General features: G+C 76.2%; 19 protein-coding genes. 10 read left to right on the top strand and 9 right to left on the bottom strand.

The genetic code is table 11. The annotated features are described in order from the left end of the window. Positions 1 to 4: 4 nt before the first annotated feature. The 3 genes from FHU37_RS10040 to FHU37_RS10030 all read right to left on the bottom strand — a co-directional run bounded on the left by FHU37_RS10040 (position 5) and on the right by FHU37_RS10030 (position 1,675). Positions 5 to 715, bottom strand: a complete 711-nt coding sequence (locus tag FHU37_RS10040; protein ID WP_179813871.1) for a GvpL/GvpF family gas vesicle protein — start codon at positions 713 to 715, stop codon at positions 5 to 7. A gap of 3 nt (positions 716 to 718) precedes the next feature. Beyond that, positions 719 to 1,153: a gas vesicle structural protein GvpA gene (locus FHU37_RS10035; RefSeq protein WP_179816157.1), complete on the bottom strand. Its 435-nt coding sequence runs from the start codon at positions 1,151 to 1,153 to the stop codon at positions 719 to 721. Positions 1,154 to 1,267: 114 nt separating this feature from the next. Beyond that, the gene (locus tag FHU37_RS10030; protein ID WP_179813870.1) at positions 1,268 to 1,675 is read right to left on the bottom strand and encodes a gas vesicle protein GvpO; all 408 of its coding nucleotides are present in this window, start codon (positions 1,673 to 1,675) and stop codon (positions 1,268 to 1,270) included. 165 nt (positions 1,676 to 1,840) lie between these two features. Here FHU37_RS10030 and FHU37_RS10025 point away from each other — a divergent pair, with 165 nt between their 5' ends. The 4 genes from FHU37_RS10025 (at position 1,841) to FHU37_RS10010 (ending at position 7,692) form a co-directional block, all read left to right on the top strand. Then, entirely contained in the window at positions 1,841 to 2,800 is a 960-nt protein-coding gene (locus FHU37_RS10025) for an NADP-dependent oxidoreductase (protein ID WP_218903995.1), read from the top strand. A gap of 312 nt (positions 2,801 to 3,112) precedes the next feature. Further along, positions 3,113 to 4,063, top strand: coding sequence for a sugar phosphate isomerase/epimerase family protein (locus FHU37_RS10020; protein ID WP_218903994.1), 951 nt, complete (start codon positions 3,113 to 3,115; stop codon positions 4,061 to 4,063). A 511-nt stretch (positions 4,064 to 4,574) separates the two neighbouring features. Then, positions 4,575 to 6,029, top strand: coding sequence for a serine/threonine-protein kinase (locus FHU37_RS10015; RefSeq protein WP_179813869.1), 1,455 nt, complete (start codon positions 4,575 to 4,577; stop codon positions 6,027 to 6,029). Positions 6,030 to 6,477: 448 nt separating this feature from the next. Beyond that, the gene (locus tag FHU37_RS10010) at positions 6,478 to 7,692 is read left to right on the top strand and encodes an acyl-CoA dehydrogenase family protein (protein WP_179813868.1); all 1,215 of its coding nucleotides are present in this window, start codon (positions 6,478 to 6,480) and stop codon (positions 7,690 to 7,692) included. Positions 7,693 to 7,910: 218 nt separating this feature from the next. Here the strand turns inward: FHU37_RS10010 and FHU37_RS10005 are convergent, their stop codons facing one another. Together FHU37_RS10005 and FHU37_RS10000 are read right to left on the bottom strand one after the other, a co-directional pair. Then, the gene (locus FHU37_RS10005; RefSeq protein WP_179813867.1) at positions 7,911 to 9,791 is read right to left on the bottom strand and encodes an ATP-binding SpoIIE family protein phosphatase; all 1,881 of its coding nucleotides are present in this window, start codon (positions 9,789 to 9,791) and stop codon (positions 7,911 to 7,913) included. A gap of 122 nt (positions 9,792 to 9,913) precedes the next feature. Further along, on the bottom strand, positions 9,914 to 10,819 hold the full coding sequence (locus FHU37_RS10000) for a methyltransferase domain-containing protein (RefSeq protein ID WP_179813866.1): 906 nt from the start codon (positions 10,817 to 10,819) through the stop codon (positions 9,914 to 9,916). Between the two features lie 308 nt (positions 10,820 to 11,127). On the opposite strand from FHU37_RS10000, the gene FHU37_RS09995 reads away from it, so the two are divergent. From FHU37_RS09995 to FHU37_RS09975, 5 genes are all read left to right on the top strand, one after another. Next, a complete protein-coding gene (locus FHU37_RS09995) occupies positions 11,128 to 11,607 on the top strand; it encodes a DUF2243 domain-containing protein (RefSeq protein ID WP_179813865.1) in 480 nt (159 codons plus the stop codon). Further along, complete coding sequence (locus FHU37_RS09990) at positions 11,604 to 12,455, top strand: cytochrome c oxidase assembly protein (RefSeq protein ID WP_312892528.1); 852 nt, start codon at positions 11,604 to 11,606, stop codon at positions 12,453 to 12,455. The genes FHU37_RS09995 and FHU37_RS09990 overlap by 4 nt, the downstream gene beginning before the upstream one ends. A 303-nt stretch (positions 12,456 to 12,758) precedes the next feature. Then, positions 12,759 to 14,015: a hypothetical protein gene (locus FHU37_RS09985; RefSeq protein ID WP_179813864.1), complete on the top strand. Its 1,257-nt coding sequence runs from the start codon at positions 12,759 to 12,761 to the stop codon at positions 14,013 to 14,015. 1,011 nt (positions 14,016 to 15,026) lie between these two features. Further along, positions 15,027 to 18,770, top strand: a complete 3,744-nt coding sequence (locus FHU37_RS28940) for a DEAD/DEAH box helicase (protein WP_179813863.1) — start codon at positions 15,027 to 15,029, stop codon at positions 18,768 to 18,770. 137 nt (positions 18,771 to 18,907) lie between these two features. Further along, on the top strand, positions 18,908 to 19,765 hold the full coding sequence (locus FHU37_RS09975) for a mechanosensitive ion channel family protein (protein ID WP_179813862.1): 858 nt from the start codon (positions 18,908 to 18,910) through the stop codon (positions 19,763 to 19,765). A gap of 251 nt (positions 19,766 to 20,016) precedes the next feature. On the opposite strand, the gene FHU37_RS09970 is transcribed toward FHU37_RS09975, so the two are convergent. Next, entirely contained in the window at positions 20,017 to 20,340 is a 324-nt protein-coding gene (locus FHU37_RS09970) for a DUF6401 family natural product biosynthesis protein (RefSeq protein WP_218903993.1), read from the bottom strand. Positions 20,341 to 21,261: 921 nt separating this feature from the next. Next, entirely contained in the window at positions 21,262 to 22,035 is a 774-nt protein-coding gene (locus tag FHU37_RS09965; protein WP_179813861.1) for a vWA domain-containing protein, read from the bottom strand. Positions 22,036 to 22,411: 376 nt separating this feature from the next. Here FHU37_RS09965 and FHU37_RS09960 point away from each other — a divergent pair, with 376 nt between their 5' ends. Then, positions 22,412 to 25,510, top strand: coding sequence for an MXAN_6230/SCO0854 family RING domain-containing protein (locus FHU37_RS09960; protein ID WP_179813860.1), 3,099 nt, complete (start codon positions 22,412 to 22,414; stop codon positions 25,508 to 25,510). Positions 25,511 to 25,567: 57 nt separating this feature from the next. Here FHU37_RS09960 and FHU37_RS09955 read toward each other — a convergent pair whose 3' ends face one another. Then, on the bottom strand, positions 25,568 to 25,810 hold the full coding sequence (locus FHU37_RS09955; RefSeq protein ID WP_179813859.1) for a hypothetical protein: 243 nt from the start codon (positions 25,808 to 25,810) through the stop codon (positions 25,568 to 25,570). Between the two features lie 177 nt (positions 25,811 to 25,987). Next, on the bottom strand, positions 25,988 to 26,635 hold the full coding sequence (locus tag FHU37_RS09950) for a calcium-binding protein (protein ID WP_179813858.1): 648 nt from the start codon (positions 26,633 to 26,635) through the stop codon (positions 25,988 to 25,990). Positions 26,636 to 26,921 lie beyond the last annotated feature (286 nt).

Genomic DNA, 26,921 nt, shown 5'->3' with positions numbered 1-26,921 from the left:
TGCCTCACACGAAGCTGTACGGAGGCAGCGGCCCGCGCAGCCGGAAGCGGTAGTCCTCGCCGTACTGGTCGGCGAGTTTCCGCTCCGCGGCGGCGAACTCCTCCGCCCGGTCGTGGTCGACCAGGAACGACGCGTTGACCAGGTCGTCCTTGGCCGGGGAGACGAACTCGCGGTGGGCGACCGGGCGCAGGGCGTCGACGACGTCCCGGGCGAAGGCCTCCTGCCGGGCCTGCACCTCCTGGGCGACCAGCTCCCCGAGGGCCATCCGGGTCTCCTGGGTGTCCTGGCCGGCCCGGATGGCGTCGTTGAGCTCCCGGGCCCGCGGGGTGTCGAGGAGGATCTCGCGCAGCAGCGACTCCTCCTCCCGGCCCACCTTGAGGTTGAACTCCACCCGGCCCCGCAGCTCGCGCAGCCGCTGCTGGTAGTGCTCGGCCCGCTCGGTCAGTTCCGCCTTCACGGCCGCGTCGTCGGGGGCGACCAGGCCGAAGCGCAGCGGCAGGGCGGTGCCGTCGGCGATCAGCCGTTCCTGCACGTCCTGGTGCGCCACCAGGTCCCGCCGCTTGGGGCGCAGCTCTCCCGGGGCGTCGCTGACCACCGCGGCGAGCGGGCCGCCGCGCACGGTGCGGAGCTCCCCCGGGGGGTCACCCACCCCCGGGAGGCCGTCCAGCCGCAGCGGGTGGGAGGCGTCGGTCACGGCGTAGACGTACACGGCCATGGGCTACTCCTCCCTGCGGCGGGCGGTGTGCCGGGTCGCCTGCCGCTCCTGGCGGGGTTCCGCGGCCGGCTCGTGTTCCTCCTGTCCGCCGAACCCCTCCTGGAGGGAGTCGGTGAAGGCCTGCACGGCTCCGGTGAGGGCGCCCTTGCTCTTGCCCCGCGCCCCTCCTTCGGCCGCGTCCCCCACGACGTCGGAGAGCTGCTTCGGGGCCTTGCGCCCGCTCTCCAGGTCGAGCCGGTTGCAGGCTTCGGCGAAGCGCAGGTAGGTGTCGACGCTCGCGACCACGACCCGGGCGTCGATCTTGAGGATCTCGATTCCGACCAGGGAGACCCGGACGAAGGCGTCGATCACCAGCCCGCGGTCCAGGATGAGCTCCAGGATGTCGTACAGGTTCCCGGAGCCCGAGGTCGTCGCGACAGGGCCACCGCCCTGTGGCATCACAGTCACTCGGTTCTCCTTCGCTGCCCGGCCGTGCGCCGGTCGCGCCGGCCGTCGTGGACGGCTCGGGCTCTCGCGTGGAGGGAGGAGGGCGCGGGAGGGTGGGGGCGTCGGCTAGCCGCGGCGGTCGGTCTGGCCGCGCGCGTACCGGCGGCGCCGTTCGTAGCCGACGAGCTCGCCGTCGGCGTCGAGGTTGACCCGGTAGCTGGCCATCACGCTGGTGGAGTCCGGGATCCGCTCCAGCTCCACGACCTCGACGTCCGCCTCCCAGCCGTCCTCTGTCGGCCGGAGGGCGGAGACCGACTCCGGCGCGGTGCCGATCAGCCCGGCGAGCTGCTCCGCGGCGCCGCGCATGGCACGTGCGGCCGACACCCGCCGCGGGCGGGCGGGGCGGTGCCTCACCTCGTGCGCGTGGCGGCGCTCGCCGGTCGGCGCGTTCGTTCCCGTCGCTTCGGACCCGGCGTCCTCGTGCCGGGGGCGGCGCGTGTCCCCGTTGTCCGCGTCCTGGTCCCTGGTGGACATGCCGCTTTGAGTTTCATCCCCTTTTGTGTCTTCTATCCGGATAAGTGGCGATTTCTACCCATCGTACGCCTCGGGGCCTGGCAGGATCGGGCTGAGCCGCGGGCGGGCGGGCGGCCGGTCCGCCGCCCGGGGCGCACGGCCCACGAGCAGGAGGGAGCACGCGGCATGTCCGGCAGCATGAGGGCGGTCGTCCAGGACGGTTTCGGCGGCCCGGAGGTCCTGCGCGTGGCGGAGGTGGCCCGGCCGGAGCCCGTGCCGACGGAGGTCCTGGTCCGGGTGCACGCGGCCGGGGTGAATCCGGTGGACGCCAAGACCCGGCGGGGCGGTGGCATGGCCGCCCTGCTCGGCGAGCCGCCGTACGTCCTGGGCTGGGACGTCTCCGGGACGGTGGTGGCCGTCGGCCACGGCGTCACCATCCACGCCCCGGGCGACGAGGTCTACGGCATGCCGTGGTTCCCGCGGGCCGCCCGCGCCTACGCGGAGTACGTGACCGCCCCGGCCCGGCACTTCGCCCGCAAGCCCGCCTCGCTGACCCACGACGAGGCGGCCGGCATCCCGCTGGCGGCCCTGACGGCCTGGCAGATCCTGGTGGACACCGCCGGCGTGCGCCCCGGGCAGCGGGTGCTGGTGCACGCCGCTGCGGGCGGTGTCGGGCACCTGGCGGTGCAGATCGCCGAGGAGCGGGGCGCCTTCGTCATCGGCACGGCGCGGGCGGCCAAGCACGCCTTCCTCGCCTCGCTCGGGGCCGACGAGGTGATCGACTACACCACGACCCCGTTCGAGGAGGTGGCGCGGGGGGTCGACCTGGTGGTGGACCTGATCGGCGACACGGACCACCAGCGCCGCTCGCTGGAGGTGCTGCGGCCCGGCGGGCTGCTGGTGGTGGTGCCGGACGCGGTCGACCCGGCCGTGGCGGAGGAGGCCCGCCGCCGAGGTCTGCGCGCCACGTCCTTCATGGTCGAGCCCGACCACACGGCGCTGAGGGAACTGGCCCGGCTGGTGGACGACGGGCGGCTGCGGGTGGAGATGGACGCCGTCTGGCCGCTGGAGCGGGCGGCCGACGCCCACCGGCGGCTGGAGACCGGGCGCACCACCGGGAAGATCGTCCTGTCGGTGGCGGGCTGACTTTCGCCCGCAGCGGGCGAAAGTCAGCCGGGTTCCGGGGCGAACCCGGCCCGCTTCCGGCCTTTGTCGGTGCCGGGACCGTTGACGAACCGTCGGCGGCGCGCAGGATGGAAGGGAGCCAGGCGGCCGCGCCACCCACCCGGGCGGGGTAGCCGTCGACAGTCCTTGGCTCCGCCGTGCGTCGCGTCACCAGCAGCGGCTTGTCATGTCCACGCCTCCGCATGTCATTTTTCCCATCCACTGTCGAGCCGTGATCGGCGGCCGGAGTCCACCGGCCGCCGGCCCGGACACCCGATCGAGGGAAAGCGAACCGTGTACCGCACACCGCAGGACGGAAACGAGTCACCCCAGCACCCGACCACCCCCGGCCCCGCCCGCCGCGGACGCCGCACCTTCCTGCGCGGCGCCCTCGCCGCCGCGGCGTTCGCCGGCGCCGCAGCCCTCCCGGCGACCGCCACCGCCGCACCGACCGACGCCCCCGCACCCGCCGGGCCGGGCTCCCGGCCCCGCCGCATCCACCCCCACCAGATCAGCGTGCAGATGTACACGCTGCGCCAACTGGCCGGCACCGACCTGCCGGGAGTCCTCCGCGCCCTGAACCGCATCGGCTACCAGAAGGTCGAACTGGCCGGGACCTACGGCCTGACCGCGGCGGAACTGCGCCGGCTGCTGCGCCGCAACGGCCTGCGCGCCAGCTCCAGCCACGTCAGCCTGCCGCAGCCCTTCGACGAGGCCGCCTGGCGGGCCACCGTCGCCGACGCGCTCACCCTCGGCCAGGACTACCTGGTGATCCCCACCGGGCCGTGGGGCAACCGGGACCGCACCGTGTGGGAGCGGTACGCCGCCGACCTCGACCGGGCCGGCCGGATCGCCTCCGCCGCCGGCCTGCGCTTCGGCTACCACAACCACGACTTCGAGTTCCGGACCCTCACCGACGGCACCGGCACCGGCATCGAGGTGCTGCTCGGGCAGACCGACCCGCGGCACGTGCACTTCGAGCTGGACCTGTACTGGGCCCACGTCGCCGGCTTCGACCCCGCCGAGTTCGTCGCCCGCGCCCCCGGCCGCTTCCGGCAGGCGCACGTCAAGGACGCGACCCCGGACGGCGCCTTCGAGAACGTCGGCCGGGGAGTGCTCGACTTCCCCCGGATCTTCGCCGCCGCCCGCTTCGAGGAGTACGTCGTCGAGCACGACTCGGCCGGCGCTGCGGCACTGACCACGGCCGAGATCGGCCACGACTACCTGCGCGCGGTCCGCTACTGAGGCCGCGGCGCGCGCCGGTCCACCGGGAGCGCCACCGCGCGCCCGCACCCACCACCGCGCGCCCCGGCGGGCGCCCACCGCGACGCCCCGTCAGCACCACGCGCCAGTGCGCCACCACGCGCCGGTGACCCCGGAGCGCGGCAGGCGCCAAGGCACCGCCCGTCGCCCGTCACCGCCCCCGCGGTGACGGCGCCGACGGCGGGCCACCCCCGGCCGGAGGCACGCCGCCGGCCGCCACAGACGTGCCCCGGTCGGGTCACCTTTGGCCGGGCATCCCGACCGGGGCACGGTTCCCGCACAGCCGCCGGCTGCCCGCCTGTCCCCGGGCCCGCCTGTCGCCGGGCCCGGTTGTCGCGGGTCCGTCCCACGAATGTCGCACGCCCGTTCCAATCCCCCGCCGGGCGGCACACCGGGCGCCGCCGCGCTCGGCCGCGTCCGCCCCAGCCCGTACCATTCGAACTGTGCGGCGGGCAACAGCGCCCGCGCGCGTAGGTACGCGGGGGAGTGAACGGTGAGAGAGGGCGAGGTCGTCGCCGACCGCTACGCGCTGACCGAGGTGCTCGGCCACGGAGGCACGGGTGAGGTCTGGGCCGGCCGCGACCAGCGGCTGCACCGGCGCGTCGCCGTGAAGTTCCTGATGCCCCGGCAGAACGGCCGCCCGGTCCCGCTGGACCGCAACACCGTGCAGCGCTTCGTCCGCGAGGCCCGGGTCACCGCCATGCTGGAGCACCCCGGCGTGCCCACGCTGTACGACGCCGGCACCCACGGCGACGCCCTCTACATGGTGATGCAGCTGGTGCGCGGCACGACCATCGCCGACATACTCTCCACCCACGGCCCCATGCCGATCTCCTGGGCGGCAGCGGTGGGGGCGCAGGTGTGCCTGGTGCTGGCCCGGGCCCACGCCGAGTCGCTGGTGCACCGCGACCTCAAGCCGCAGAACCTGATGATGACGCCGGACGGCACGGTCAAGGTGCTGGACTTCGGCATCGCCATCGCCGCCGACCCGGAGGCCGCCCGACTGACCGCCACCGGGCTCGTCCCGGGAACCCCCGGCTACATCCCGCCGGAGCAGGTGCGCGGCGCGACCGCCGGTCCCTCCGGCGACCTCTACGCGCTCGGCTGCGTGCTGTACGAGCTGCTCACCGGGCGCCCGCCGTTCCACGGCCGCACCCCGGTCCAGGTGATCATGGCGCACCTGCACGACGTGCCGGAGCCGGTCGCCCGCCACCGGCCGGACGTGCCGCAGCCGCTGGCCGACCTGGTCGACCGGCTGCTGGCCAAGGAGCCGCTGCAGCGGCCGGAGAACGCCGCGGAGGTCCACGCCCTCCTCGTGCCCTGGGCGGTGGACCGACCGGAGGCCGGCCCGGCCCAGGGGTGGGGCGCCCCACCCGCCGCCACCCCGGTGGTCCGGCCCTCCTCGCCGGCGCCCTGGCAGTCCGTCGGCCACGGTGGTGTCCCGGCGTCGACCGGCCCGACCACCGCCCCGGCGGGCGGCGCCGCCCACCACCACGTGGCCGCGGCACCCGGCGGGCTCGCCGTGCCCCCCGCCCCGGCCGCCGCCGCGCCCGGCCCCGCGCTGCCGCCGCCCACCGGACGCCCGCTGTACCAGGCCGGCGTGCCGGCGGGCTCCCCGCCGCTGCCGGGAACGCCCTCGGCCGGCGCGGCCGTGCCGGAACGGCCGCGCACCGGGCGCCACGCCGCCGACTGGAGCACCCCCTACGGCGGGGGCGCGGTGCCCGACCCGACGAACCCGTGGACCAACCCGTTCGGCATCCCGGTGATCCGGCCGGACGCCGCCCCTCCCGGCTCGCTGCCGCCCGTGCCCGGCACACCTCCGGCGCCCCCGCCGCCGGCCTCCGGCGACCCGGACGCCACCGAGGTGCTGCCGCGCGCGTCCAGCATGTTCCAGGACTTCCGCGAGGCTCCCCGGCACGGGACGGATCCGCGCCACTGGCGTGGCTGAAACTGTTCCCCATCTGTCCGCCCGTTCCCGGTGATCCGGCGGCGGCTTGGCCGAAGAGCAGCGCCTCCAGTACTACGCGTGTGAGCGCCGGGACGCATGGTGATCATTTTGCGCCAAGTGGCGAAAGGTTTCGTTCTCGCTGCGCTCTGCATACGACAATGTGGTCACGACCGTCCCGAGGGACACCGCCGTCCCTCAGGTGAGTCCTTACCGTTCCTTGACGGTGCACCACCGGCGCCACCGGCGTTGATGGGCATATGCCATGGCATGGTCGTCGGCTGGTGCGGCGGGGGGCTCCCGCCCCGTCGTGCCGCGGGCGCCACGCGCTGGCGACTTGTTTCGGCCATTGCGGGGTGGCGGCGGTCGACGTTCTCGCAGCCGCCCGGCCGCGGACTGGTGACGTCTGCCGCGCCGCGTCCGGGCGCCTCGTCGGAGGGTGCCCTCGTTCATGGATTACTTCACCACCCCGTCGCATCGCCAGCTGCGCGCCACCGTGCGCGAGTTCGCGGAGAAGGAGGTACGTCCGCACGTGCCTCGCCTGGAGGCGGAGCGCACCATCGAGCACGAGATCGCCCGCAAGATCGCCCGCCAGGGCTGGATCGGCGTCACCATCCCGCGCGCCTACGGCGGCATGGGCATGGGACACCTCGCGAAGACCATCATCATCGAGGAGCTCGCCAGAGTGAGCGGGGCCATGGGAGCGATGGTGCAGGCCTCCCAGCTCGGCGTCGCCAAGGTCATCCACTTCGGCAACGAGGAGCAGCGCTCCCACTGGCTGCCCAGGTTCGCCTCGGGCGAGTCCTTGCCGACCATCGCGGTCACCGAGCCGGAGTCCGGGGGCCACGTCCTCGGCATGAGCGGCACCGCCGTGCGCGACGGGGACGAGTACGTGCTCAACGGCCGCAAGTGGTTCGTCGGCAACTCCCACATCGGCGACGTGCACGGCGTGGTCTTCCGCACCGGCGAGGGCTCCAGGGGCCTGTCCGCGTTCCTGGTGGAGAGCGACCGTCCGGGCTTCCGCTGCGGCGACCCCGGCTCGCAGGCCGGCCTGCACGGCTTCAGCTTCGGGGAGATCATCTTCGAGGACTGCCGGATCCCGGTGAGCAACCGGCTCGGTGAGGAGGGCAGCGGGCTCGCCGTCGCCTACTCCTCCAGCACGCTGTACGGCAGGCTCAACCTGGCGGCGGTCTCCCTCGGCATCCACCAGGCCACCGTGGAGGACACCGCCCGCTTCGCCAGCGAGCGGGTGCTCTACGGCAAGCCGATCGCCGAGCTGCCGACGATCAACCTCAAGCTCGGCGAGATGCAGTCCCGGCTGATGACCGCCCGACTCGCCGCCTACCACGCCTCCCACATGCTCGACCAGGGCATGACCTGCGACGCCGAGCTGATGAACGCCAAGCTGATCAACACCGAGCTGGCCATCGACTCGGCGCGCAACGCGCTGGAGATCTTCGCCGCCCGGGGGCTCCAGGCCGAGTACAACGTGGAGCGGTACCTGCGGGACGCCGTGCACATCCACCCGCCGGCCGGCACCTCCGACGTGCAGCGGCTCCGTCTCGGACAGTTCGCCGTCGGCGCCACCAAGGGCCAGTGGTCCCAGAAGCTCTCCGCCAAGGTGCGCATCCAGGACGAGGACCGCGAACTCGTGGCGGTCGGCTGACCGACCCGGGTGCCCGGCGGCCGACGCCGGGACGACCCCCGGTGGCGCGTGCCGACCCCCCGCATGCACGCCCCGCCGAGTCGGCCCGCGTCGGCACCGGCGCGGCGGCCACGGCCGCTTCGGCCGCCGACGGCCCCGCCAGCTACCCTCCGGCGCCCGGCGCCGCCCCCGCGGCGGCGCCGGGCCCCGGCACGCCCCGGACCCGGCGGATCAGCGGATCAGCAGGCGCCCTGACCGGCCGGCAGGGAGAACTGGCACCACACCGCCTTGCCGCCGGCCGTGTGACGCGTCCCCCAGCGCTGCCCGAGGTCGGCGATCAGCCGCAGGCCGCGGCCGCTCTCGTCCATCGCCGCGGCCCGCCGCCGCCTCGGCGCCGAGGTGCCGGCGTCGTGCACCTCCACGTGCACATGACGCTCGGTGCGCAGCAGCCGCAGCAGCACCTCGCCCGCGCCGTGCCGCAGCGCGTTCGAGACCAGCTCGCTGACCACCAGTTCGATGTCGTCGCCGACCGAACCGGTGACCTCCCACCCGGCCAGCAGACCACGGGCGAAGCGGCGCGCCGCCGACGCCGAAGCGGGCTCCCGCGGCAGGCTCGCCTGGCCGCGCCAGCCGTCCGGGCAGCCGTCGGACGGCACCCGGGCCAGCAGCAGGGCGGCGTCGTCGTCGGCGTAGCGGGTGGTGCCCCCGGGGCCGCGGCACTCCTCGCCGCCGGAGGCGCCGATCATCCGCAGCATGGTGGTGCCGCAGACGCCGTCCAGCACCTCGGCGTCCTTGGCCGCGTCCACGGTGGTGCCCCCCGCGTCGGCGCCCACCTCCGGCCGGTCCGGGCCGTCGGCCTCCCGGACCGCCCCGGAGAGCACCTCCCCCAGCCGGCGCAGGCCCGCGTCGATGTCGCGGTCGCGCCGCTCGACCAGCCCGTCGGTGAACAGCGCCAGGACCGCGCCCCTGGGCAGCGCGGTGCGCGAGGTGGTGAACGGGCCGGCCTGCACCCCCAGCGGCGCGCCCACCGCGCTGGACAGCCGGCGCATCCCGCCGGCGGCCTCCACGACCAGCGGCGGCAGGTGGCCGGCGTTGGCCCACTCCACCTCGCCGGCGACCGGATCGTGCACGGCGTAGACGCAGGTGATGATCTGCTCGTCGGTGATGTCCTGGACGAGGTCGTCGAGCCGTTCCAGCACCTCGCCGGGGGAGAGGTCGAGATTGGCGTAGGCCCGTACGGCGGTGCGCAGCTGCCCCATCACCGCCGCCGCGTGCACCCCCCGTCCCATGACGTCGCCGACGACCAGCGCGGTGCGGCCGAAGCCCAGCGGGATGGCGTCGTACCAGTCCCCGCCGACCTCCGTGCCGACGGTGCCGGTGACGTACCGTCCGGCCACCCGCAGGCTGTCCGGCTGCTGCGGGCGTTCCTCGAAGAGGCTGCGCTGCAGGGTGATGGCGGTGTGCCGGTTGCGGGCAGCCTCCTGGCGCAGCCGCACCTCCGCCTCGACGGCGTGCGCCAGGTCCTGCAGGTCCGCCAGGATCTGGCGGTGCCAGGTGCGCGGACGCCGGTCCAGGACGCACAGCGTGCCGAGGATCAGGCCGGAGCCGTCCTGCAGGGGCATGCCAAGGTAGGCCTGCATGCCGAGGTCGGTGACCGTCGGGTTGTCCCGGTAGGCGGGATCGGCCCGCAGGTCGCCGATGGCCAGGGTGGAGCCCCGGGCCACGACGTGCGGACAGAAACCGTAGTCCAGCGGCAGGGCGTCCGGCGGGCAGGAGGTCGGCAGGTTCCCCAGCAGGGCCGCCGGTATGACGGTGTGCCCGCCCCCGTTCCCCGGCGCGGGCCCCTCCGCACCGGCCTCGGTCCGGCCCGCCGTCGGTGCGGTCGCCCGCCCCGGCTCACCGCTCGCGGTCCGCCCCATGGTGCCGGCGCTCCCGCGGAACCGCTGGTACTCGGCGTCCACGAAGTTGACCAGCGCCACCGGCGCGTCGGCGAGCCGGGCCGCCAGCCGGGCGAAGCGGTCGAACACCTCGTCATGCCCGGATTCGAGCAGACCAAGATCGTGAAGCGTCCGGAGCCGTTCGGGCGCGGCCAGCGTCTGACGGTGATCTGCCTCGTCCATGACCGCAAATGTACGTGCTGCGCCCTGCCGAAGGGACGGAATGCCGGCGGTCGGCGGCGCCCCGCCCACGCCGCGCGGGGCGCCGCGGGCGCTTTCCGCCACGGGGTCGGGCGCCCGCGCGGTCATGCCGGGCGGCCGTCCCCGGCCGGGCGCGCGGGGACCCGCCGACCACCGCCGTGGTCCGGCCCGGCCGGCCGGGCGGCGGAGGCGAGGAAGAGGGGCAGCGCCATGAGGAACCGGTCCTCCCGCCCGCGGCGCCGCTGCCCGGCCAGCCAGCGGTCGGCGGCGGGGCGGTCCAGCGCCCCGGTCGCCACGGACGCCTCCGCCATCGCCGTGACCAGCTGCCCCACCGTCTGGAAGTCGGTGTGCAGCTCGGTGTGCGCCTCCACCTCCACGTCGACGAAGCCGGCGTCCAGCAGCAGCCGGCGGAAGGCGCGGGCCGCCCGGGGGGAGGGCACGCCGTCGGCGTGCGCCGCGACCACGGCGGCCGTCGTGGCGGCGTCGTCGGCGTCCAGGGCGGCCATCGACAGGTCCGGCCCCAGCAGCACCACCCGGCCCCCCGGGCGCAGCACCCGCCGGGCCTCGGCCAGCGCCACGGCCGGATCCGCGAGCAGGTGCAGCACCCGCTCGGCGCGGTAGCCGTCCATCGAGCCGTCGTCGAACGGCAGTCGCTCGGCCCGGCCGACCCGGAACCCGGCGGTGGGGAAGCGGTCGTCCGGGAACCGCTCGCGCGCCAGCCGCACCATCGCCTCGTCGGGCTCCAGCCCCACGGCCCGCACGCCGGTGCCGGCCAGTTCGGCCACCGCGCGCCCGATGCCGCTGCCCACGTCCACGGCCCGCTGGCCGGCCCGCAGCCCCAGCAGTTCCAGGGTGCGCCGGCGCGGCCCGGCGATGGTCGGGAGGCCCTGCACCCGATCGAGCAGTTCCGCGTACCGGGCGCGCCGCTCGGCGGGTGTCGGTGAGTCGGAGACGGCGGGTGCCGGGGAGTCGGAGACGGTGGGACGGGCGGGGGAGGTGCCGTGGGACATGGAGTCATCCTGCCCATCGCCGACGGCTCCGCTCACCGCCCGAGCGGTCGGCACCACCATCACGCCGGCGGTTTCGCCCCGGTATGACCCGATCTGTCGCCGCCCGACGTGAGGGGAATCACTAAGGCATGCCTGCCCTAATCATCTGCCGGGCGGCGTCGCCGCGCGCCCGGCGGAGCCCGCCCTCGCCCGCGGCCCGATCCGCCGGCCACCGGCCGGCTCACCCGAACGCGGCATCGCGCCTCCCGCCGGACCGGGTAGGCGCGCCACGCGCCATAAGCCCTTCGGCAGGAAGGCAGCCGACCGCCATGAACCCTCCCGCCCCGCCCGCCACCGCGTCCCGCCCCCGACCGCGCCGCTCGATGGCCGTGGGGGCGCTGATCGGCGCCGCCGTGATGGCCGCCGTCGACGAGATCGTCTTCCACCAACTGCTGCACTGGCACCACTTCTACGACCGGTCCACCCCGGGCGTCGGCCTGCTCTCCGACGGCCTGCTGCACAGCGCCGAACTGCTGGCCCTGGTCGCCGGGTTCTTCCTGCTCGCCGACCTGCTGCGGCAACGGGCCCTGGCCCCCGCCCACGCCTGGGCCGGCGTCCTGCTCGGCCTCGGCGCCTTCCAGCTCTTCGACGGCATCGTGGACCACAAGCTGCTGCGCCTGCACCAGATCCGCTACGGCGTCGACGTCACCCCGTACGACTGGGCGTGGAACATCGCCGGCCTCCTGCTGCTGCTGGCCGGGCTGGCCCTCGCCGCCCGGGCGGCGAGGACCAGCCGGCGCACGCCGTGATCCCCGCCCACCTCCACCCCGCCCCGGGCGGCCCCGGCGTCGGCGTGGTCGCGCCGATCGCCGCCGCGGCCGTGCTGTCCGCCGTCGCCGGGTACCTGCTGGCGTCCGCCCGGCTGCGCCGCCGCGGCGACGCCTGGCCCCGGCCGCGCGAGGCGTCCTTCGCCGCCGGCGGCGCCGCCCTGCTCTGGGCCCTCCTGGCCGGTGCGCCGGGTGGCCCGTTCACCGCCCACATGGCCCAGCACCTCCTGCTCGGCATGATCGCGCCGCTCCTGCTGGTGCTCGGCCGGCCGCTGACGCTGCTGCTGCGCACGCTGCCGCCCGGACGCACCCGCCGCGGCGTGCTGGCACTCGCGCACTCCCGCCCCGCCGCCTGGCTGCTCTGCCCGCCGGCCGCGGCGCTGCTGGACATCGGTGGCCTGTGGCTCCTCTACCGCACCCCCCTGCTGGCCGCCGCCCAGCACCACCCCCTGGCGCACGCCGCGGTGCACCTCCACGTCCTGGCCGCCGGCCTGCTGTTCTCCCTCGCCGTCTGCCAGCTCGACCCGTTGCGCCACCGGTGGAGCCCGCACCACCGGGGCGCCGTCCTGCTGGCCGCCGGCGCGGCCCACGCCGTCCTGGCGAAGAGCCTCTACGCCGCGGCGCCGCCCGGTGTCGCCGTCACCGGCGCCGACCTGCGCGCCGGCGCCCAGCTGATGTACTACGGCGGCGACCTGGTCGAGTTGGCCCTCGCCGCCGTGCTGGCCGCCCAGTGGTACGCCGCCGCCGGCCGCGCCCGGGCCCGACGCCTGCGCCGCGCCCGGCGGGCGGCGGAAGGCCGGGCGGCGGAAGGCCGGGCCGCGGTTCGGTGAGCCCCGGTCGCTCCAGGCCGTCCGGGGCGGCCCGCCCCCGCGTCGCCGTACCGGTGCGGTCGCGTGACCCGCCCGGCCTGCCCCGTGGCGGGACGCCACCCCCGGCGCGGCGTCGAGCGGGGGTTCGATTCCGGTCACCCGCTGGAGTGATGAAGAAACGATTCGTGGCACGGGGGGCGCACCAGCGCCCAGCATGGCGCGCAGAACGGCGATCCACGCGTCCCCGCGCGCCCACGCGCGGCTCCGCCTTGCCGGCCGCGCGCCCGCCGCCCCCGTACCCACCGAGTCAGGAGCTCGACGACCGTGCGCACCTCCCGCCCGAAACGCCCCGCCCTCCGCCCCGCCCGGCGCCGCGCCGCAGCCCTGCTCGCCGCGGGAACGGCCGGAGTCCTCGCCCTGCCGCTCTCCCCGGCCGGGGCGGCCACCCCCAGCACGTCCGCCGGCCCGGCCGGCCCGTCCAGCCCGCCCGCCCCGGAGGCGCCGGCCGAACCGGTGGGCGCCGCGGAGGCGGTCACCGCCCGGCTCGGGCTGTCCGTCGCCCTGCTCGGCGAGGCCGTGACGCTGCCGGTGGAGGCGTCGATCGGCGAGGTCGCCGCCCAGTCCGCCGACGCCCCCGAGGCCGGCACGGACCAGCAGCACAGCACGGAGGGCACCCTCGACACCGAGCTGAACGGCACCCCGGACCGCGCCGTGGTCGCCACGCGACTGGCCGCGAGCAGCGCCACCAGCGACGCGGCGCTCTCCGAGGCGGAGGTCCGCCTGGTCGACGCCACCGTCCGGCTCGGCGCCCGAGCCCTGCCGGGGGCCGACCTGCTGGACGCCGAGGAGATCCACGCGATCGCCTCCTGCCCGGCCGACGGCGTGCCACGGGCCCGCGTCGAGGTGGTCGGCGACCTCCGCCTGGCCGGGGTGGCGGTCTCCCTCGACGCGTCCGGCGTCGCCCGGGTGCCGATCCCCGGCGTCGGCGAGGTGACCCTCCGGCTGACCGAGCACGTCTCCCACGACGACCGGTCCGCCACGACGGCGCTCCGGCTCGACCTCGGCGCCGACCCGCTGCGGCTCGGCCTCACCGAGGTGACCGGTGGCATCACCCTCGCCGAGGCGAGCTGCCGCCTCAGCGTCCCGGAGGCCGGCGACGACACGGTGGGCGCATCCGGTGGTGCCGCGGGTTCCGCCGGCTCCAACGGCTCGGGCGGCACCGGCGGCTCCCACGGCTCCGGCGGTTCGACGGGCGGCCCCGGCGGTACCGCCGGCGGGACGTCCGGCGGCGGCACGGCGCCCGCCCCGGCACCCGGCGCCCTCCCCGGCACGGCGGGCGCCGAGCACGGCAGCGGGACCGGGGACACCACCGCACCCGGCGCGGGCGGCGCCACGTCCGGCGGCGGCACCTCCGGCGCCCAGCCCCAGGGCGCCGCGCAGACCGGCAGGCTCGCCGCGACCGGCGCCAGCGACACGCTGTCCCTCGCGGTCGCCGGTGTAACCGTGGCGCTGGCCGGCGTCCTGATGACCGTCCTGGCGTTCCGCCGGCGCGGCGCGACCGCCCGGACCACCCGCATCTGAGCCACCCCGCCGCCGCCCTGCGGGGAGCGCCGCCCACCCGCGTCGCTTCCCACCGCATTCCCACGCCGGACCGGACCGCTCCGAGCCGACCGCGCGGGAACACCGGAAACCCTCCGGGCCGGGGCCCACCCGCGGAAGGCGCGAATTCCCCCTTCCCCGTGGGCCCCGGCCCGCCGCGCACAAAGCCGGCGGAAGAACCAACCGTTCCCCCCGCGCCCGGTAATCGGCCCCCGACCACCAGGGTGACGGCCGCGCAAACCGCGCGGCGCCGACCACCGCGCTTACGCCGACGACGCCGGCCGTCCGGGCCGCCGCACTCCGCCCCGCGCCGCCAATCCCGCCCCCGCCCACACCGCTCGGGCACCCCGCGCCGGACTGCGCGAGGGGCGGCGCCCCCATGCCCCGCACCCGGGAACGCCCGATCATTCCCCGACGAGGCGCCGCGTGGTTCTCCACGCCGCGGAGGCCCCGTTTCCGGATCACGCCGAGCGGGGAGTCAAGGAAAGACATCACGGCGAGCGCGGAAGACCACCCGGAAGGCGACCGCGGGCCTCCCGGGGTAGCCGTGCCGTGGCCGCCCGCGAAGTCCCCGCCCCGCATTCCGACCCCGCGCCGCACCACCCCGACGAGGGAATCCCCTCCCCGCGGGCGCACCCGCCGCCCGCCCGTCCGCCGATTCCCGCCCATCCGCTCGGGGCCCCGCGGAGCCCGCCAACTCCCCGCCTCCGACACCGATCCGACGGACCGCAGGCCCCCGGGAACCGGCCCGCCGACGGGTTGCGAGCCAGGGGCGCACAGGCGCGTTCTTCACAAGTTCTTCGGTTGTTCGCACTATCGAAGCAGTGATCGGGCATATACCCACAGTCTTCCGGTATCCGAGGTTCGGAATGACGCACCATCGGTATTCCGGAGCATCGTGAGTATCACCCCTTTCGGCCCGGCCCCGTGCCCGCTCGCGAATGGAGGGAATCGCTCATGCCCCGTCACACGGAATGGCGCACACTGCCCCGCATGCGTTACCAGGGGCACTGCGACCGGTGCGGAGTGGTGGTGCTTCCCGGCGAGCCGGGATTCTGGCACGCGGTCACCAAGAAGGTCCGGTGCTCCTCCTGCTCTCCGCTGAACGCCCCCGCGGAGCGGGCGGTTTCCGGCGGCATGCCCCGCTGGCTCGCCGAGATCGGGCGACCCCGCGCCGGGAATTCCTGGCAACAACTCGTGGCCTACGCCTATGGCGCCGCCGAACGGTCCGCGCTCTGCCCGCTCCCGCGATTCGACCAGCGGCGGCAGTGGCGGGAACTGGAGCTCAGCGAGGAACGCGTGATCTCCTCGGGCGGCCGCACCCTCACCGAGGACCAGGACCTGGCCGACCTGGCCGCGGAGGCGGAATCCGCAGGCGGCCGGGAGGTGCTCTACGGATGGCCGCTGGTCGTCGCGGCGGACGCCCGCGGCGAGCTCACCTGCGGCCCACTCGCCGCGGTGCGGCTCGCGCCCCCGGTACGCGCCGGCGACGAGGCCGGTGCCCGACCCGGGCACGCCGCACCCCCCGCCCGGCCCCGGAGGAGGGACGCCTCGCCCCTCGCGTCCCCGCGCCACGGCGCCCCCGCCGCCGCCATCCCACGGCAACGCGGTCAGGCCACCCCCGCCGTACACGACGCCCCCGCCGGCGCCGCCCGGGCCGGCCACGCGCCCGCCGCCGTCGCGGCCCAGCCGCTGCGCCCGCCCCGCCCCAGCGACCCCGACCCACCGGAACCCGAACCACCCGAACCCTTCGCCGTCGTCGACGACCTGGTGCTGGTGCTCCGCGCCAGCCTCGACGAACGCCACTACGCCGGGCTGGACCTGGAGGAGGTCCAGCCGCTGCTCGACCAGCCGCTGCCGTCCGGCGACCCCGGCGCCGTCGCCGACCTGCTCACCAAGGTCGCCGACACCGCCGGCATGCCGGTGCACGAACCCCTCGACCCCCACCACCTCGCCACCGGCCCGCTGCCGCGCGTCCCCGGCGTCTACAACCGCGCCATGGCGCTGGTGCGGGAGAGCGACCAGATCACCCGCTCACTCCGCGGCGACCTGCGGGAGATGTACACCGCCCGCCCCGAGGAGTGGCGCCGCACCGCCGCCCGCTTCCTCCTCGAACCCGCGGGGCCGACGGTCGCCTCCGACCTCCCCGTCGTCACCCCCGTCCCCCTGAACGCCGCCCAGGAGCGGGGCGTGCGGCTCGCCATCGGCTCGCCCCTCACCGTCATCACCGGACCGCCCGGCACCGGCAAGAGCCAGCTCATCGCCGCCCTGGTCGCCACCGCGCGCGCCGCCGGGATGACCGCGCTGGTCGCCTCCACCAACAACGGCGCGGTGGACGTCGCCGCCCGGCGCGCCAGCGCCGCCCACCCGGCCGCACTGCTGCGCACCGGCAGCCGCCGGCACCGCACCCAGCTCGCCGCCCGGCTCGTCCGGCTCATCGAGGACACCGGCCCGCCCTCGCGCGACCCCGCGGACACCCTGGCCGAGGTCACCCGCGCCGCCGCCGCGCGTGCCCGGGCCGAGGCCGACTCCGCCGCCCACGCCGACGAACTCGTCCGGCTCCACCGCCTCGCCCGTGAGGTGACGGAGCTGGCCGGCCGCCTGTGGGGCGAGACGGGCCACCACCCGGCCGAACCCCCGACAGGCCGCCCGGTCGGTGCCGCGCCCGGTTCCCCGCCGGACGCCGCGCCCGGCGTCTCGTCCGGAGTCTCGTCCGGCGGCGACGGGCCGGCCGCGGAGCCGGGCGGCCCGACGTCCCGCGCCCGCCACGCCGCACCCGCGTCCGCCCCGCCCGCGCCCTTCGCACACGCCCCGAGTGCCGATCCGGGCGCCCCGCCCGCCCCGAGGCCCGAACGCGGCGCGCCGCCCCCAGCCACCCCCTCGCCCCCGGACGGGGCGGCACTGGACGTGGCGGCCCTGCGGGAGCGTGCCGAACGCGTCGCCGAGGCCCGGGTCGCCGCCGTCCGGCGGGCCCGCCGGCTCCTCACCGGCGCCGGCGTCCGCCCGGAACTGCTCCGGGACCCGGCCGCCGCCCTGGAGACGCTGCTGCGCTGGGCGGACGGCCGGCTGGAACTCGACCGCGCCGCCACCGACCCCCGCTACGGCGCCCGCGCCTGGCTGGCCGAGGAGGACGCCCTCCGGGGCGCCGACCGGAGCTGGGCGGCGGCCGGCCGGGAGCACGCCCGCACCGAGGCGGCGCACCGCCTGCAGCGGGGGCGGCCGCGACTGACCCGGCTGCTCCAACTGTGCCGCGCCGACGACGCCGATCCCGGGCGGGCCCTCCAGGAGGCGATGGCCGTCCTGCCCGCCTGGGGCACCTCAACCCTCTCCACCCGCCCCAGCTTCGGCTGCGACCCCGCCCTGTTCGACCTGGTGATCGTGGACGAGGCCTCCCAGTGCCCGCTCGCCCACCTGCTCCCGCTGGCCTACCGGGCGCGGCGGCTGGTCGTCATCGGGGACCCGCACCAGCTCCCGCCGGTGGTCACCACGCCGCGCCACGAGGCCGAGGCGGTGGCCACCGCCGTCGGCTGGGACTACCGGGACCTCGTCGAGCGCCACCTCGCCTTCGGCGTCGACTCCGCCTACACCACCCTCGCCGCCCGGCTCCCCGAGCCGCCGCACCTGCTCGACGAGCACTACCGGTGCCACCCGCGCATCGCCGACTACCTGGACCGCACCTTCTACTCCGGCCGGCTCGGCACGCTCACCGACGTCGCCGCCCTCCCGGCCGTGCCGGAGCCCGGCCTGCACTGGCACACGGTGACCGGCGGCGCGGCCGAGGGCACCCCGGGCGGCGGTGGACGCACCAACCGGGCCGAGGCCGCCGCGGTGCGGGACTGGGTGCGCGAGCACGCCGACCGGCTGGTGGCCGCGGGGGCCGGCCTCGGCGTCGTCACCCCCTTCGCCGCGCAGGCGCGGCTGCTGGAGAGCGTGCTGCGCGGCGTGGTGGAGGAGGAGCGGCGCCGCGCGCTGGGGCTGCGGGTCGGCACGGCGCACGTCTTCCAGGGGGACGAGCGGGACGTCATGCTGTTCAGCCCGGTGGTGGCCGAGGGCATGCCGGCCGGCAGCGCCGGCTGGATCAACGACAACGCCTACCTGGTCAACGTGGCGGCCAGCCGGGCGCGGGCCGCCCTGGTGGTGTTCGGCGACGCGGCGGCGGCCGAGCGGTTCGACATCCCCGCCCTGGTGGCCCTGCACCGCGCCGCGACCGACGGCGCCGGCCCGGCCGCGTCCGCCCCGTTGTCCGACCCGTTGGCGGTGGCCCACCCATTGGCGTTGGCCGACGGGGCCGCGGAGCCGGTGGCCGGTGGGGAGGGGACGGCCGGCGCGGACGAGGCGGCGGCCCCGGGCTCCCCACCCGCCGTCCCGGGGGCTGGCCCGGGGCGCCTGCTGGCCCTCCTGCGGGAACCGCTGGCCGCGCGTGGCTGCGCCCTCGACGGCCCGACGCGGGTGGCCGGCTACGCGGTGGACGCGCTGGCGCACGGGGCCGACGGAACGGCGGTCGCCCTGCGGGTGGACGGCCACGCCGTCGACGGCCCGGCCGGCGAGGCGGCCGTGGGCCGGACACGCCGGCACGCCCTGCAGCGGGACCGGGTGGTGGAACGGTCCGGCACCCCCGTCCTGCGGATCGCCGCCTGGCGGCTGCTCGCGGACCGGGAGGCCGTGGCGGAGGAGGTGCTGCACGCCCTGCGCGCCCCGCGCGGACCTGACGGCCCCGGAGGGCCGGGCCCGCGCTGACGGTCCCGGACGCCCGCCCTCGGCCGCCGCCGCCCCAGGACGCGCGGCGTGCTGAATGCACCGGTCGGGTGGGGGTACCAGAAACACGCCCATGTCCGAAATGTCAGCAAATGGGCCTTTCTGGAGGAAGGTGCGTGATGAGCGACACGACAACACTGGCCATCGACATCGAGGGCGGCATATCGAACGCCTGGAACTCCGTCGCCGCGTTCGTGCCGCGGCTCATCGCCTGCCTCGCGGTCCTGGTCATCGGCTGGATCATCGCGAAGGTCGTGGCGAAGGTCGTCGACAAGGTCCTGGAGCGCGTCGGCTTCGACCGTGCCGTCGAACGCGGCGGCATCGCCCGTGCCATGCGCAACTCCAAGTACGACGCGTCTGATCTCGTCGCGAAGCTCTTCTACTACGCGGTCCTGCTGATCACCCTCCAGGTCGCCTTCTCCGTCTTCGGCCCGAACCCGATCAGCACCATGCTGGCCGGCGTGGTGTCCTGGCTGCCCAAGGCCGCGGTCGCGATCGTGATCGTGGTGATCGCCGCCGCCATCGCCGCCGGCGTGAAGGACCTGATCACCGGGGCGCTCGGCGGTCTGTCCTACGGCCGGGCGCTGGCGACCGCCGCCGCCGTCTTCATCGTCGGCCTCGGGTTGATCGCGGCGCTGAACCAGATCGGTGTGGCGGTCACCGTCACCGTGCCCGTGCTGATCACCGTGCTGGCGACGATCGGCGGCATCCTGGTCGTCGGCGTCGGTGGCGGACTCGTCCGCCCGATGCAGCAGCGCTGGGAGCGCTGGCTGACCGCTGCGGAGGAGCAGGGCCCGCAGGCGCAGTCGCAGTTGGCGGCCTACCAGCGCGGACGCCGGGACGCCCAGGGCCGGGTCACCGCCCCGGGCGAGACGACCCAGGCCGGCGCCCCTGGCGCGGCCGGCACGACGACGGGAGCCTCCGGCGCCACCGGGACAACGGCCACCGGCCCGGACCGCACAACCGGCGGACGCTGACGGCTCCCGGGCCCCGTCAGGGGTGCGCGCGCCCGTGCCGCCCCCCACACCCCCTCGTTCGACCGCCGCCTTCGGCCCCCGCGTCCGTCCGCCGCACGGGCCGGCCGCCATGCGGTCGGCCCGCGCGCCGTCGGCCAACCACCCCCTCGACGCCTCCCCCGGCCCCTCCCGGACACCTCGTTCACGCGCCCCCGCGCGTCGTCCCCCGCTCGTTCCCCGCCCGTGCGGCGCCCCTGCGGCGCCCGCGAGGCTCAGGCGGAGGTCTCGTCCGCCAGGAAGCCGTGCTCGCGGGCCAGCCAGCAGACGGCCGACAGCCGCAGCATCGCGAACGGGTCCGGCGCGGTGTAGGGCTCCCAACCCTGCTCGCGCAGCCCGTCGACGAACCCGAGGAGGTAGTCGCCGAGCGTCTCGCGCCCCAACTCGATGGCGTCACGCACTTCGGCCGCATGCTGGTCCACCGCCGCCACCAGCGCCGGGTCGTACGGCATGTGCGCGAGCCGGTGTCCGAACTCCTCCATCGCCCACCGCAGCGGGTCGGGCGCCTGCCCGCCCGCGGAAAACTCCTCCATGAACATGCGAGGCACCGTACCGCCGGGCACTGACGCTCCGCTGTGGTCCGTGCCGCTCACCAATGCCGCTTCGGGTGCCCCAAGCGCTCGCTGTTTCGCCCGCTTGACCGCCGTTGACCTGCCGGAACGCCGCGCGGTGGGGGAGCGGCGAGGGCGTCGGGGACGTGCTCGACCTCACAATGGCGCCCACACTCTGTGTCAACCCTGTGCCATTTTCGAGCCCGCGCCGTGGCCGCCGTGACCCCGCTGTGACACGCCGCCAGATGGGGCCGTAGGAGTGGGGCGCAGGAGTGGGGCGCCGGACGGGCCAGCCGACGGATGGGGCGGGGACGGGCTGGCAGATGGGGCGGGGGATGGCGCGCCGGATCGGGCCGCCGGATGGGAGAGGCAGGCCGGGGGAGAGGAGGAGTTCTGTCGCCAGGGGCGAGGAGCAAACAGAGACGGGGAGCGGGCGCAAGCCCTCTTGTTCTCCCTGTGGATGACCACGGCGCCCCCATGTTCAACCGGGGTAGCAGGGGTGCTGGGCGTGGCGCAAGCCCTCTTGTTCTCCCTGTGGATGACTGCGGCGCCCCCTTGTTCAACCGGGGTAGCAGGGGTGCTGGGCGTGGCGCAAGCCCCCTCGTTCACCCTGTGGATGACTGCGGCGCCCCCATGTTCATCGGGGATAGCAGATGGCTGGCGGGTTGCGAAAGGGGGTGCTTGGGGCTGTGGATCAGGGCGAGCAGGCGGGGGGTGACCTCGGGCGCGTTCTGTTTCGGCAGGAGATCGTTGGGCTTGCGCAAGCCCGCCCGTGCAGGTCCGCTCACACGCAGGTCCACTCACACGCAGGCCCGCTCGTGCGCGAGCCAACCCGTGCAGGCCACTGATAAGCAGGCCCACTCGTGCGCACACCCCCTCCGCCTGCCAACCCGCCCGCGCGCCAGCCCGTCAGCCCAGGATGCCGGCGTGTCGGGCCGCCGAGAGCCACTGCGGGAACTCGCCCATCAGCCGGTCGTAGAGCGTGGTGTCCGGGATGCTGTGCGGGTCCCGCCCGGCCGGGAAGAAGTTCGCGTTGTCGACCACCCGCTTCTGCGGCACCGCCAGCTCGTCCAACTTGCGCAGGAACGTGAACTCGTCCTCGCCGAACCCCACGAACTGCCAGAAGATCGGCAGCCCCGACGCCTGGCAAAGCACCCGCTCCGCGGCCCGCTTGCTGATCGGCCCACCGTCCGTCTGGAAGATCACGTACGCCGGATCGCTGGCGCCCGAGCCGCGGTAGTGGTCGATCACCGTCTCCATCGCCGCCGCGTAGTTGGTCCGCCCCATGCGCCCCATCGCGGCGTGCAGCTCGCTCACGCGCCCCTCGTAGTCGTCCAGCCCTATCTCGTGCACGCCGTCGATCTCGGTGGAGAAGAACACCACCGGCACCGTGCCGTCGTCGTCGAAGTGCGCGGAGAGCCCGAGCGCCTGCTCGGCGAGGTGCTGCACCGACCCGTTGCGGTAGAAGTCCCGCATGCTGCCGGACCGGTCCAGCACGAGGTACACGGCCGCCCGCTGACCGCTCAGCCGGTGCTTGGCCAGCGAAACCCCCGCCGAGGTGTACAGCGGCACCAGGCCCGGCGCGGTGGCCTGGATCTTCTCCAGGCTGATCGCCGACCCCGGCCCCCGGCCACCGCCCCCGTCCGGATCACCGGAGGGACGCTTGACGTAGTCGATGGCCATGAGGTGGCAACTCCCGGGGGCTGGAGCCGGCTCGGGCCGGCAGCGGATCGGACGGCGGACGGCGGGCGGCAACGGCGCGCGCCACGCCGGACGGATGCGCACGATCGTAGACGTCTCGGGCGGCCGACAACCCGGTCGGGCCGACGCGGCCCCGCGATCGGTTGGCCGGCCGGGAAAACGTTCGACCCGGATGGCCGGGATTCCCTAGGGTGAGACCGGCGGGAGCGGCCACCGGGGCGTGCTTCCTTCTCCCTCCTTTTGAAGAGAACGCAGTGCGTCCGCTCTCCGCTCCCGCCACTTCGACGCGTACGCCGCTTCGACCGCGTACGCCCCTCGGAAACACGTACTCGGGCCGAAACCATGGGGGGAGACGGCCGTGCACGACCTCGACGCCGTCCTGCTGCGCCGCACCGGAACCGTCCACCTGGACGGAGCACGGCCAGCGCCCGCGGACTCCGACGCCGCTGCCGCCACGGACGCCACCGCCACCACGGCCGACGCCGGACTGACCGCGCTCGAAGCGGACCTCGCCGACCGCGGCCGGCTGCTCACCGCCCCGCTGCGCGCCGCGCTCGCCGCCCTGGACCCGGCCGGACTCGTCGAACACGGCACCGCCCTCCTCGCCCGGCTCGACGCCCTCCTCGGGGCGGACCGCACCCACCGGCCGCTCTTCAGCGGCTTCCCGAACTCCGTGCCCACCGACGTCGACCAGCTCTACGGCCGCCGCATCCTGGCCCTGCTGCGCCAGCGCCCGGACCAGCCCTGCGTGCTGTGCACCCGCACCGGCACCGTCCGGGCCGTCTCACCCTGCTTCCACCTGGTGTGCGCCGCCTGCTGGGACGGCGCCGGCTACACCGCCTGCCCGGTCTGCGGTCGCCGCCTCACCCCCGGCGATCCCTTCACCCACCGGGTGTCCGACGGACACGACGACGACCGACCGGCCCACGGGGGACGGCGGCCGCGCGACCGCCCCGCGCCGCACCCGCTCCGTCCGCTGCTCCTCGCCGCGGACCGGGACGCCACCGCCGCCGCCGAGCTGCGCCGACTGCTCGCCCGCGCCACCCCGCCCACCCCGCAGGACCGCGACGACACCCTTCTGCTGCTCACCCACCTCGCCGGCACCGCCCCCGACGAGATCGGCCGCCGGCTGCCCACCCGTATCCCGGTGCGCGAGACCAAGGCGCTGGTGCTCGCCGCCCTGCTGCGGGATCCCCGCACCCGCGCGGCGGCGCTCGCCGAACTCGCCGCCCGCCTGGACACCGCCACCGACGTGCTCCGCCTGCTGTCCGCGTGGAGCGACGGCACCGCCGGCCTCGACGGACGCCCGGGGCGGATGCGGGGCGTGCCGCGCTGGCTGCGGCGCGAACTGCTCGCCGTCCTCGACCGACTGGACCTGGCGACCGCCGCCGAGGAGATGCTCCGCCGGGAAGCCTGGTGGAAGCGCGCCGGCGAGGTCCTGCACCCCTACGAGGCCCACGCCCGCCACCCCCGGGCCGCCCTCGCCTTCGCCCTGCTGCGCCGCACCGACCCCTTCGCGCACCAGGGCCTCTACGACACGATGCTGCCCACGGTGGCCCGCCACGAGAGCGTCGTCGAGCTGCGCTACCAGGACACCGGCCCCCGGCTGCGCCTGGTCACCTGGGGACGGCTCGTCGAGCGCGCCCTGGCCGCCGCCGACCTGTCCACGGCGGTGACGCTGCTGCGCCGCCGCCCCGGCGAGCTGCTGCGTCGCCTGGACCAGCTGCTCACCCTGCACCACCGGGGACTCGGTGCGGCGGTCGCCACCACCCCGCTGCCCGAAGGGCTCGCCGACGCGCTGCGCGAGGCGCTGCCGCGCGTTGCGCCCGGGGTCCTGCTGGGCGCGCTCGGCTCCCTCCGCACCCGGACGGTGGCCGGCGGCCACCGCTGGGTGGACCCGGCGAAGGGCGGCCTCGGGCCCGCCCCTGCGGCGCCCAGCCCTTTCGGGCAGAACCCGTTCCGGCAGAACCCGTTCGGGCCCGAAGCCCTCGCCGCGGGCGCGTTCGCGGACGTGCCGCGCCGGGTGTTCTTCCCACGCGGCAGCGTCGCCCGCGCCCGGAGCGTCCCGGAGCTCCGTCCGCCGCTCACGGAGCGGTCGGTCGGCGCCGTCCTCGCCCTGATGGAGGCCGAGGTGCTCCGCCGCTTCGAGCACGCCGCCGCGCGTCACGACGGCGCGGAGGGGCCGGCGGGCGCGGTCGCCGAGGTCGCCGTGATCGACACCGGGTTGGCGGCCGTTCCCGTGCCGGCCACCGAGCGCACGACCGCCAAGGCGCTGGTGCCGCTTCCGCGCGGCAGCGCGGTGCCGCTGCCGGCCGGGGACGTCGTCCGGCTCTTCCTGCACTGGAAGGAGCCGCCCGGGGTGACGGTCGACCTTGACCTGTCCGTCGCCTTCTACGGGGCGGACTGGCGGCTGCTGGGCATGTGCGACTACACGCGGCTGGTGTGGGGTCAGCGGCATGCCGTGCACTCGGGCGACCTCACCTCCGCGCCGGCGCCGGACGGCGCCACCGAGTACGTCGACCTCGATCTGCCGGCGCTGGCCGCCGACGGCGTGCGGTACGCCGTGCCCGTGGTCTTCGGCTACAACGACGTCCCGTTCGAGCGGCTGCCGGACGCCTTCGCGGGCCTGCTGGCCTGTGATCCCGCCGCGGGCGACCTGGCCGGCGGGGCTCCGGCGGCCGGCTCGCGCCGCCAGCGGCGCCCACGGCGGAGCAGGCGTGGCCGTCCCGGCGGCGCCCACTACAACCCCGGTGCGGTGCGGCAGCGCTTCGACCTCACCGGCGACTCGCGGGTGTGCGTGCCGCTGGTGGTGGACCTGGCCGGGCGCACCGCGCTGTGGGTGGACACCCATCTGGGCGCGGTCGGCGGCACGCACGGCGTGGCCCGGCACGGGCGGGCCATCGGCCTGCTCGCCCGGGACCTCACCCGCTGTTTCGAGCCGGGACGACGGGTGTCCATGCGGGAGCTGGCCGTCTGGCGGGCGGCGGCCGGTGGGGCCGCGGAGATCGTCGAGCGGGACGCCGACGGCGCGCTGTGGTCCTGGCGCCGCGGGACTGCGGAGGCCGCCGCGGCCTTCGCCACCCGGGTGCTGGCGGGCGCCGCGCCCGACGGGGTGCCGGCGGTGGCCGTGGACCGGCGCGTGGGAACGGGGACGGCCGGGGAACCTCGCCGCCCCGAGGAGGCGGCCGGGGCGGCCGGGGCCCCGGACCCGGTGGCCGCGCTGATCGGCCGGCGGCGCGCCTTCCTGGCGCTGCGGGACGGCACCGCGCGTCCGGTGGAGGCCCGCGGCACGGTCTACCGGGTCTTCCCCGGCGAGGTGGACGGCTGCCCGAACCTGGAGCGGCTCACGGCCGGTGACCTCCTCGCGGAACTCGCGCCGCCCGGCTCCTCCGACGTGCCCACCGGCGAGACGGTCGCCGGCCCCGCCGCCCGGCCGGCGGGGCGGGACGGGCGCTGACGGTCCGGCCGGTGCCGGTGGTGGGAACGCCACCCAGGGCACTGGGTGGCGGGGGCCTCAGTCCTCCGGCACCACGTGGTAGCGGGGTTCCCCGCCGTTCGCCGCCGGGGCCTCGATGACCAGCCCGAAGCGCTCGTCCAGCTCCTGCACCACCTGCCGGACCCGCTCCGGCGGCAGGCAGGCGGTGCGGGCCACGTCGGTCAGCCGTCCGGGGCCGAACTCGGTCTCCAGCCGGGAGACCGCCTGGAAGACGCGGGCCTGCTCCACCGACATGTGTTCCATCGTGTCCCGGTCCACCATGGCCTGCTCCCGTCTCGGGTCCGCTCTTCCGCTCTGCCTCCCTGTTGCTTCTTGCTCCAGGGACGCCCGGTAAACGGGGCCGCGGTGGGACGGGGCCGGCGCCGTGGACTGGGGCGGGGGCGGGGCGGGGACGGGCGCTGGGGCGGGACGGGGGGTGCGAGGGGCGTGAACGGGGCGCTACAGGTGCTCGCAGTTGGTCGCGGAGTCGACGTTGACGCAGGTGTCCTCGTCCAGGCCGCCGTCGACCGCGTCCCCGGTCACCTCGTCGGTGCCGCCGCCGTCCACCGTGTCGTTGCCGCCGCCACCGGCCATGGTGTCCGCCCCGCCGAGGGTGGTCTCCTGGCAGGTGCCGTCCGCGGTGCTGATCCAGTCGCCGCAGATGTAGTCGTTGCCGTCGCCGCCGTCGATGGTGTCGTCGCCCCGCCCGCCTTCGAGGTGGTCGTCGCCGGGGCCGCCGGCGACCGCGTCGACGCCGGCGCCGAGCAGCAGTTCGTCGTCCCCGTCGCCGCCGTCCACCTGGTTGGCGCCGGAGCCGTCACCGATCTCGTCGTCGCCCGGCCCGCCGCACAGGACGTCGTCGCCCTTGAGGCCGTCGATGGTGTCGTCGCCGCCGCCCCCGTCGATCACGTCGACGCCGGAGGTGCCGGTGAGCACGTCGTCGCCGGACGTCCCGGTGATGGTGACCTCGTGACCCAGGCAGGTGGTCACGGCCCGGGCCGTGGCGGGCGCCAGGACGTGCAGCGCGGCGGCGGCCGCGAGCAGAACGAGGAAGGGAAGCGCGGAGTGGCGGCGAGGGGTGGGATCGGGGTCGGCACGGCGGGACATCGGATGCCTCCTGGTGGGCCGGGCGCCGACCGTGAGGCCGGACGCGGGCGGGGAGCGGGGCGCGCGTTCCCGTTCGGTGGATGCTCACCGAGGGGTGGGGCGATTCACGCTCGACCAGGTTTCATCCGTACGTGCGGCGCGCGGTGCGTCACCGACCGGTGACCGCGCGCCCGAGCGCCCCTCGGGTGGCCACTGGCGGCCACGGCGTGGGGCGGTGGAGTGGCGGCGTTGGCGAGGGCCCGGCGCCGTCCCGGGGCCCGCGCCGTCCGCGCGGGGAGTACCCGTC

The sequence above is a fragment of the Allostreptomyces psammosilenae genome, assembly GCF_013407765.1.
Taxonomy (GTDB): Bacteria; Actinomycetota; Actinomycetes; order Streptomycetales; family Streptomycetaceae; genus Allostreptomyces; species Allostreptomyces psammosilenae.
The sequence above is the reverse complement of the archived record's forward strand: the minus strand, read 5'-3'. Positions and strand labels throughout refer to the sequence as shown.

Coding starts and splice junctions, on each gene's coding strand:
- FHU37_RS10005 (WP_179813867.1), bottom strand. CDS start 9,791: ATGGACGAGGCAGATCACCGTCAGACGCTGGCCGCGCCCGAACGGCTC.
- FHU37_RS09975 (WP_179813862.1), top strand. CDS start 18,908: ATGAGCGACACGACAACACTGGCCATCGACATCGAGGGCGGCATATCG.
- FHU37_RS28940 (WP_179813863.1), top strand. CDS start 15,027: ATGCGTTACCAGGGGCACTGCGACCGGTGCGGAGTGGTGGTGCTTCCC.
- FHU37_RS09995 (WP_179813865.1), top strand. CDS start 11,128: ATGAACCCTCCCGCCCCGCCCGCCACCGCGTCCCGCCCCCGACCGCGC.
- FHU37_RS10010 (WP_179813868.1), top strand. CDS start 6,478: ATGGATTACTTCACCACCCCGTCGCATCGCCAGCTGCGCGCCACCGTG.
- FHU37_RS09955 (WP_179813859.1), bottom strand. CDS start 25,810: ATGGTGGACCGGGACACGATGGAACACATGTCGGTGGAGCAGGCCCGC.
- FHU37_RS10030 (WP_179813870.1), bottom strand. CDS start 1,675: ATGTCCACCAGGGACCAGGACGCGGACAACGGGGACACGCGCCGCCCC.
- FHU37_RS09950 (WP_179813858.1), bottom strand. CDS start 26,635: ATGTCCCGCCGTGCCGACCCCGATCCCACCCCTCGCCGCCACTCCGCG.
- FHU37_RS09965 (WP_179813861.1), bottom strand. CDS start 22,035: ATGGCCATCGACTACGTCAAGCGTCCCTCCGGTGATCCGGACGGGGGC.
- FHU37_RS10025 (WP_218903995.1), top strand. CDS start 1,841: ATGTCCGGCAGCATGAGGGCGGTCGTCCAGGACGGTTTCGGCGGCCCG.
- FHU37_RS10035 (WP_179816157.1), bottom strand. CDS start 1,153: ATGCCACAGGGCGGTGGCCCTGTCGCGACGACCTCGGGCTCCGGGAAC.
- FHU37_RS10000 (WP_179813866.1), bottom strand. CDS start 10,819: ATGTCCCACGGCACCTCCCCCGCCCGTCCCACCGTCTCCGACTCCCCG.
- FHU37_RS10040 (WP_179813871.1), bottom strand. CDS start 715: ATGGCCGTGTACGTCTACGCCGTGACCGACGCCTCCCACCCGCTGCGG.
- FHU37_RS09970 (WP_218903993.1), bottom strand. CDS start 20,340: ATGTTCATGGAGGAGTTTTCCGCGGGCGGGCAGGCGCCCGACCCGCTG.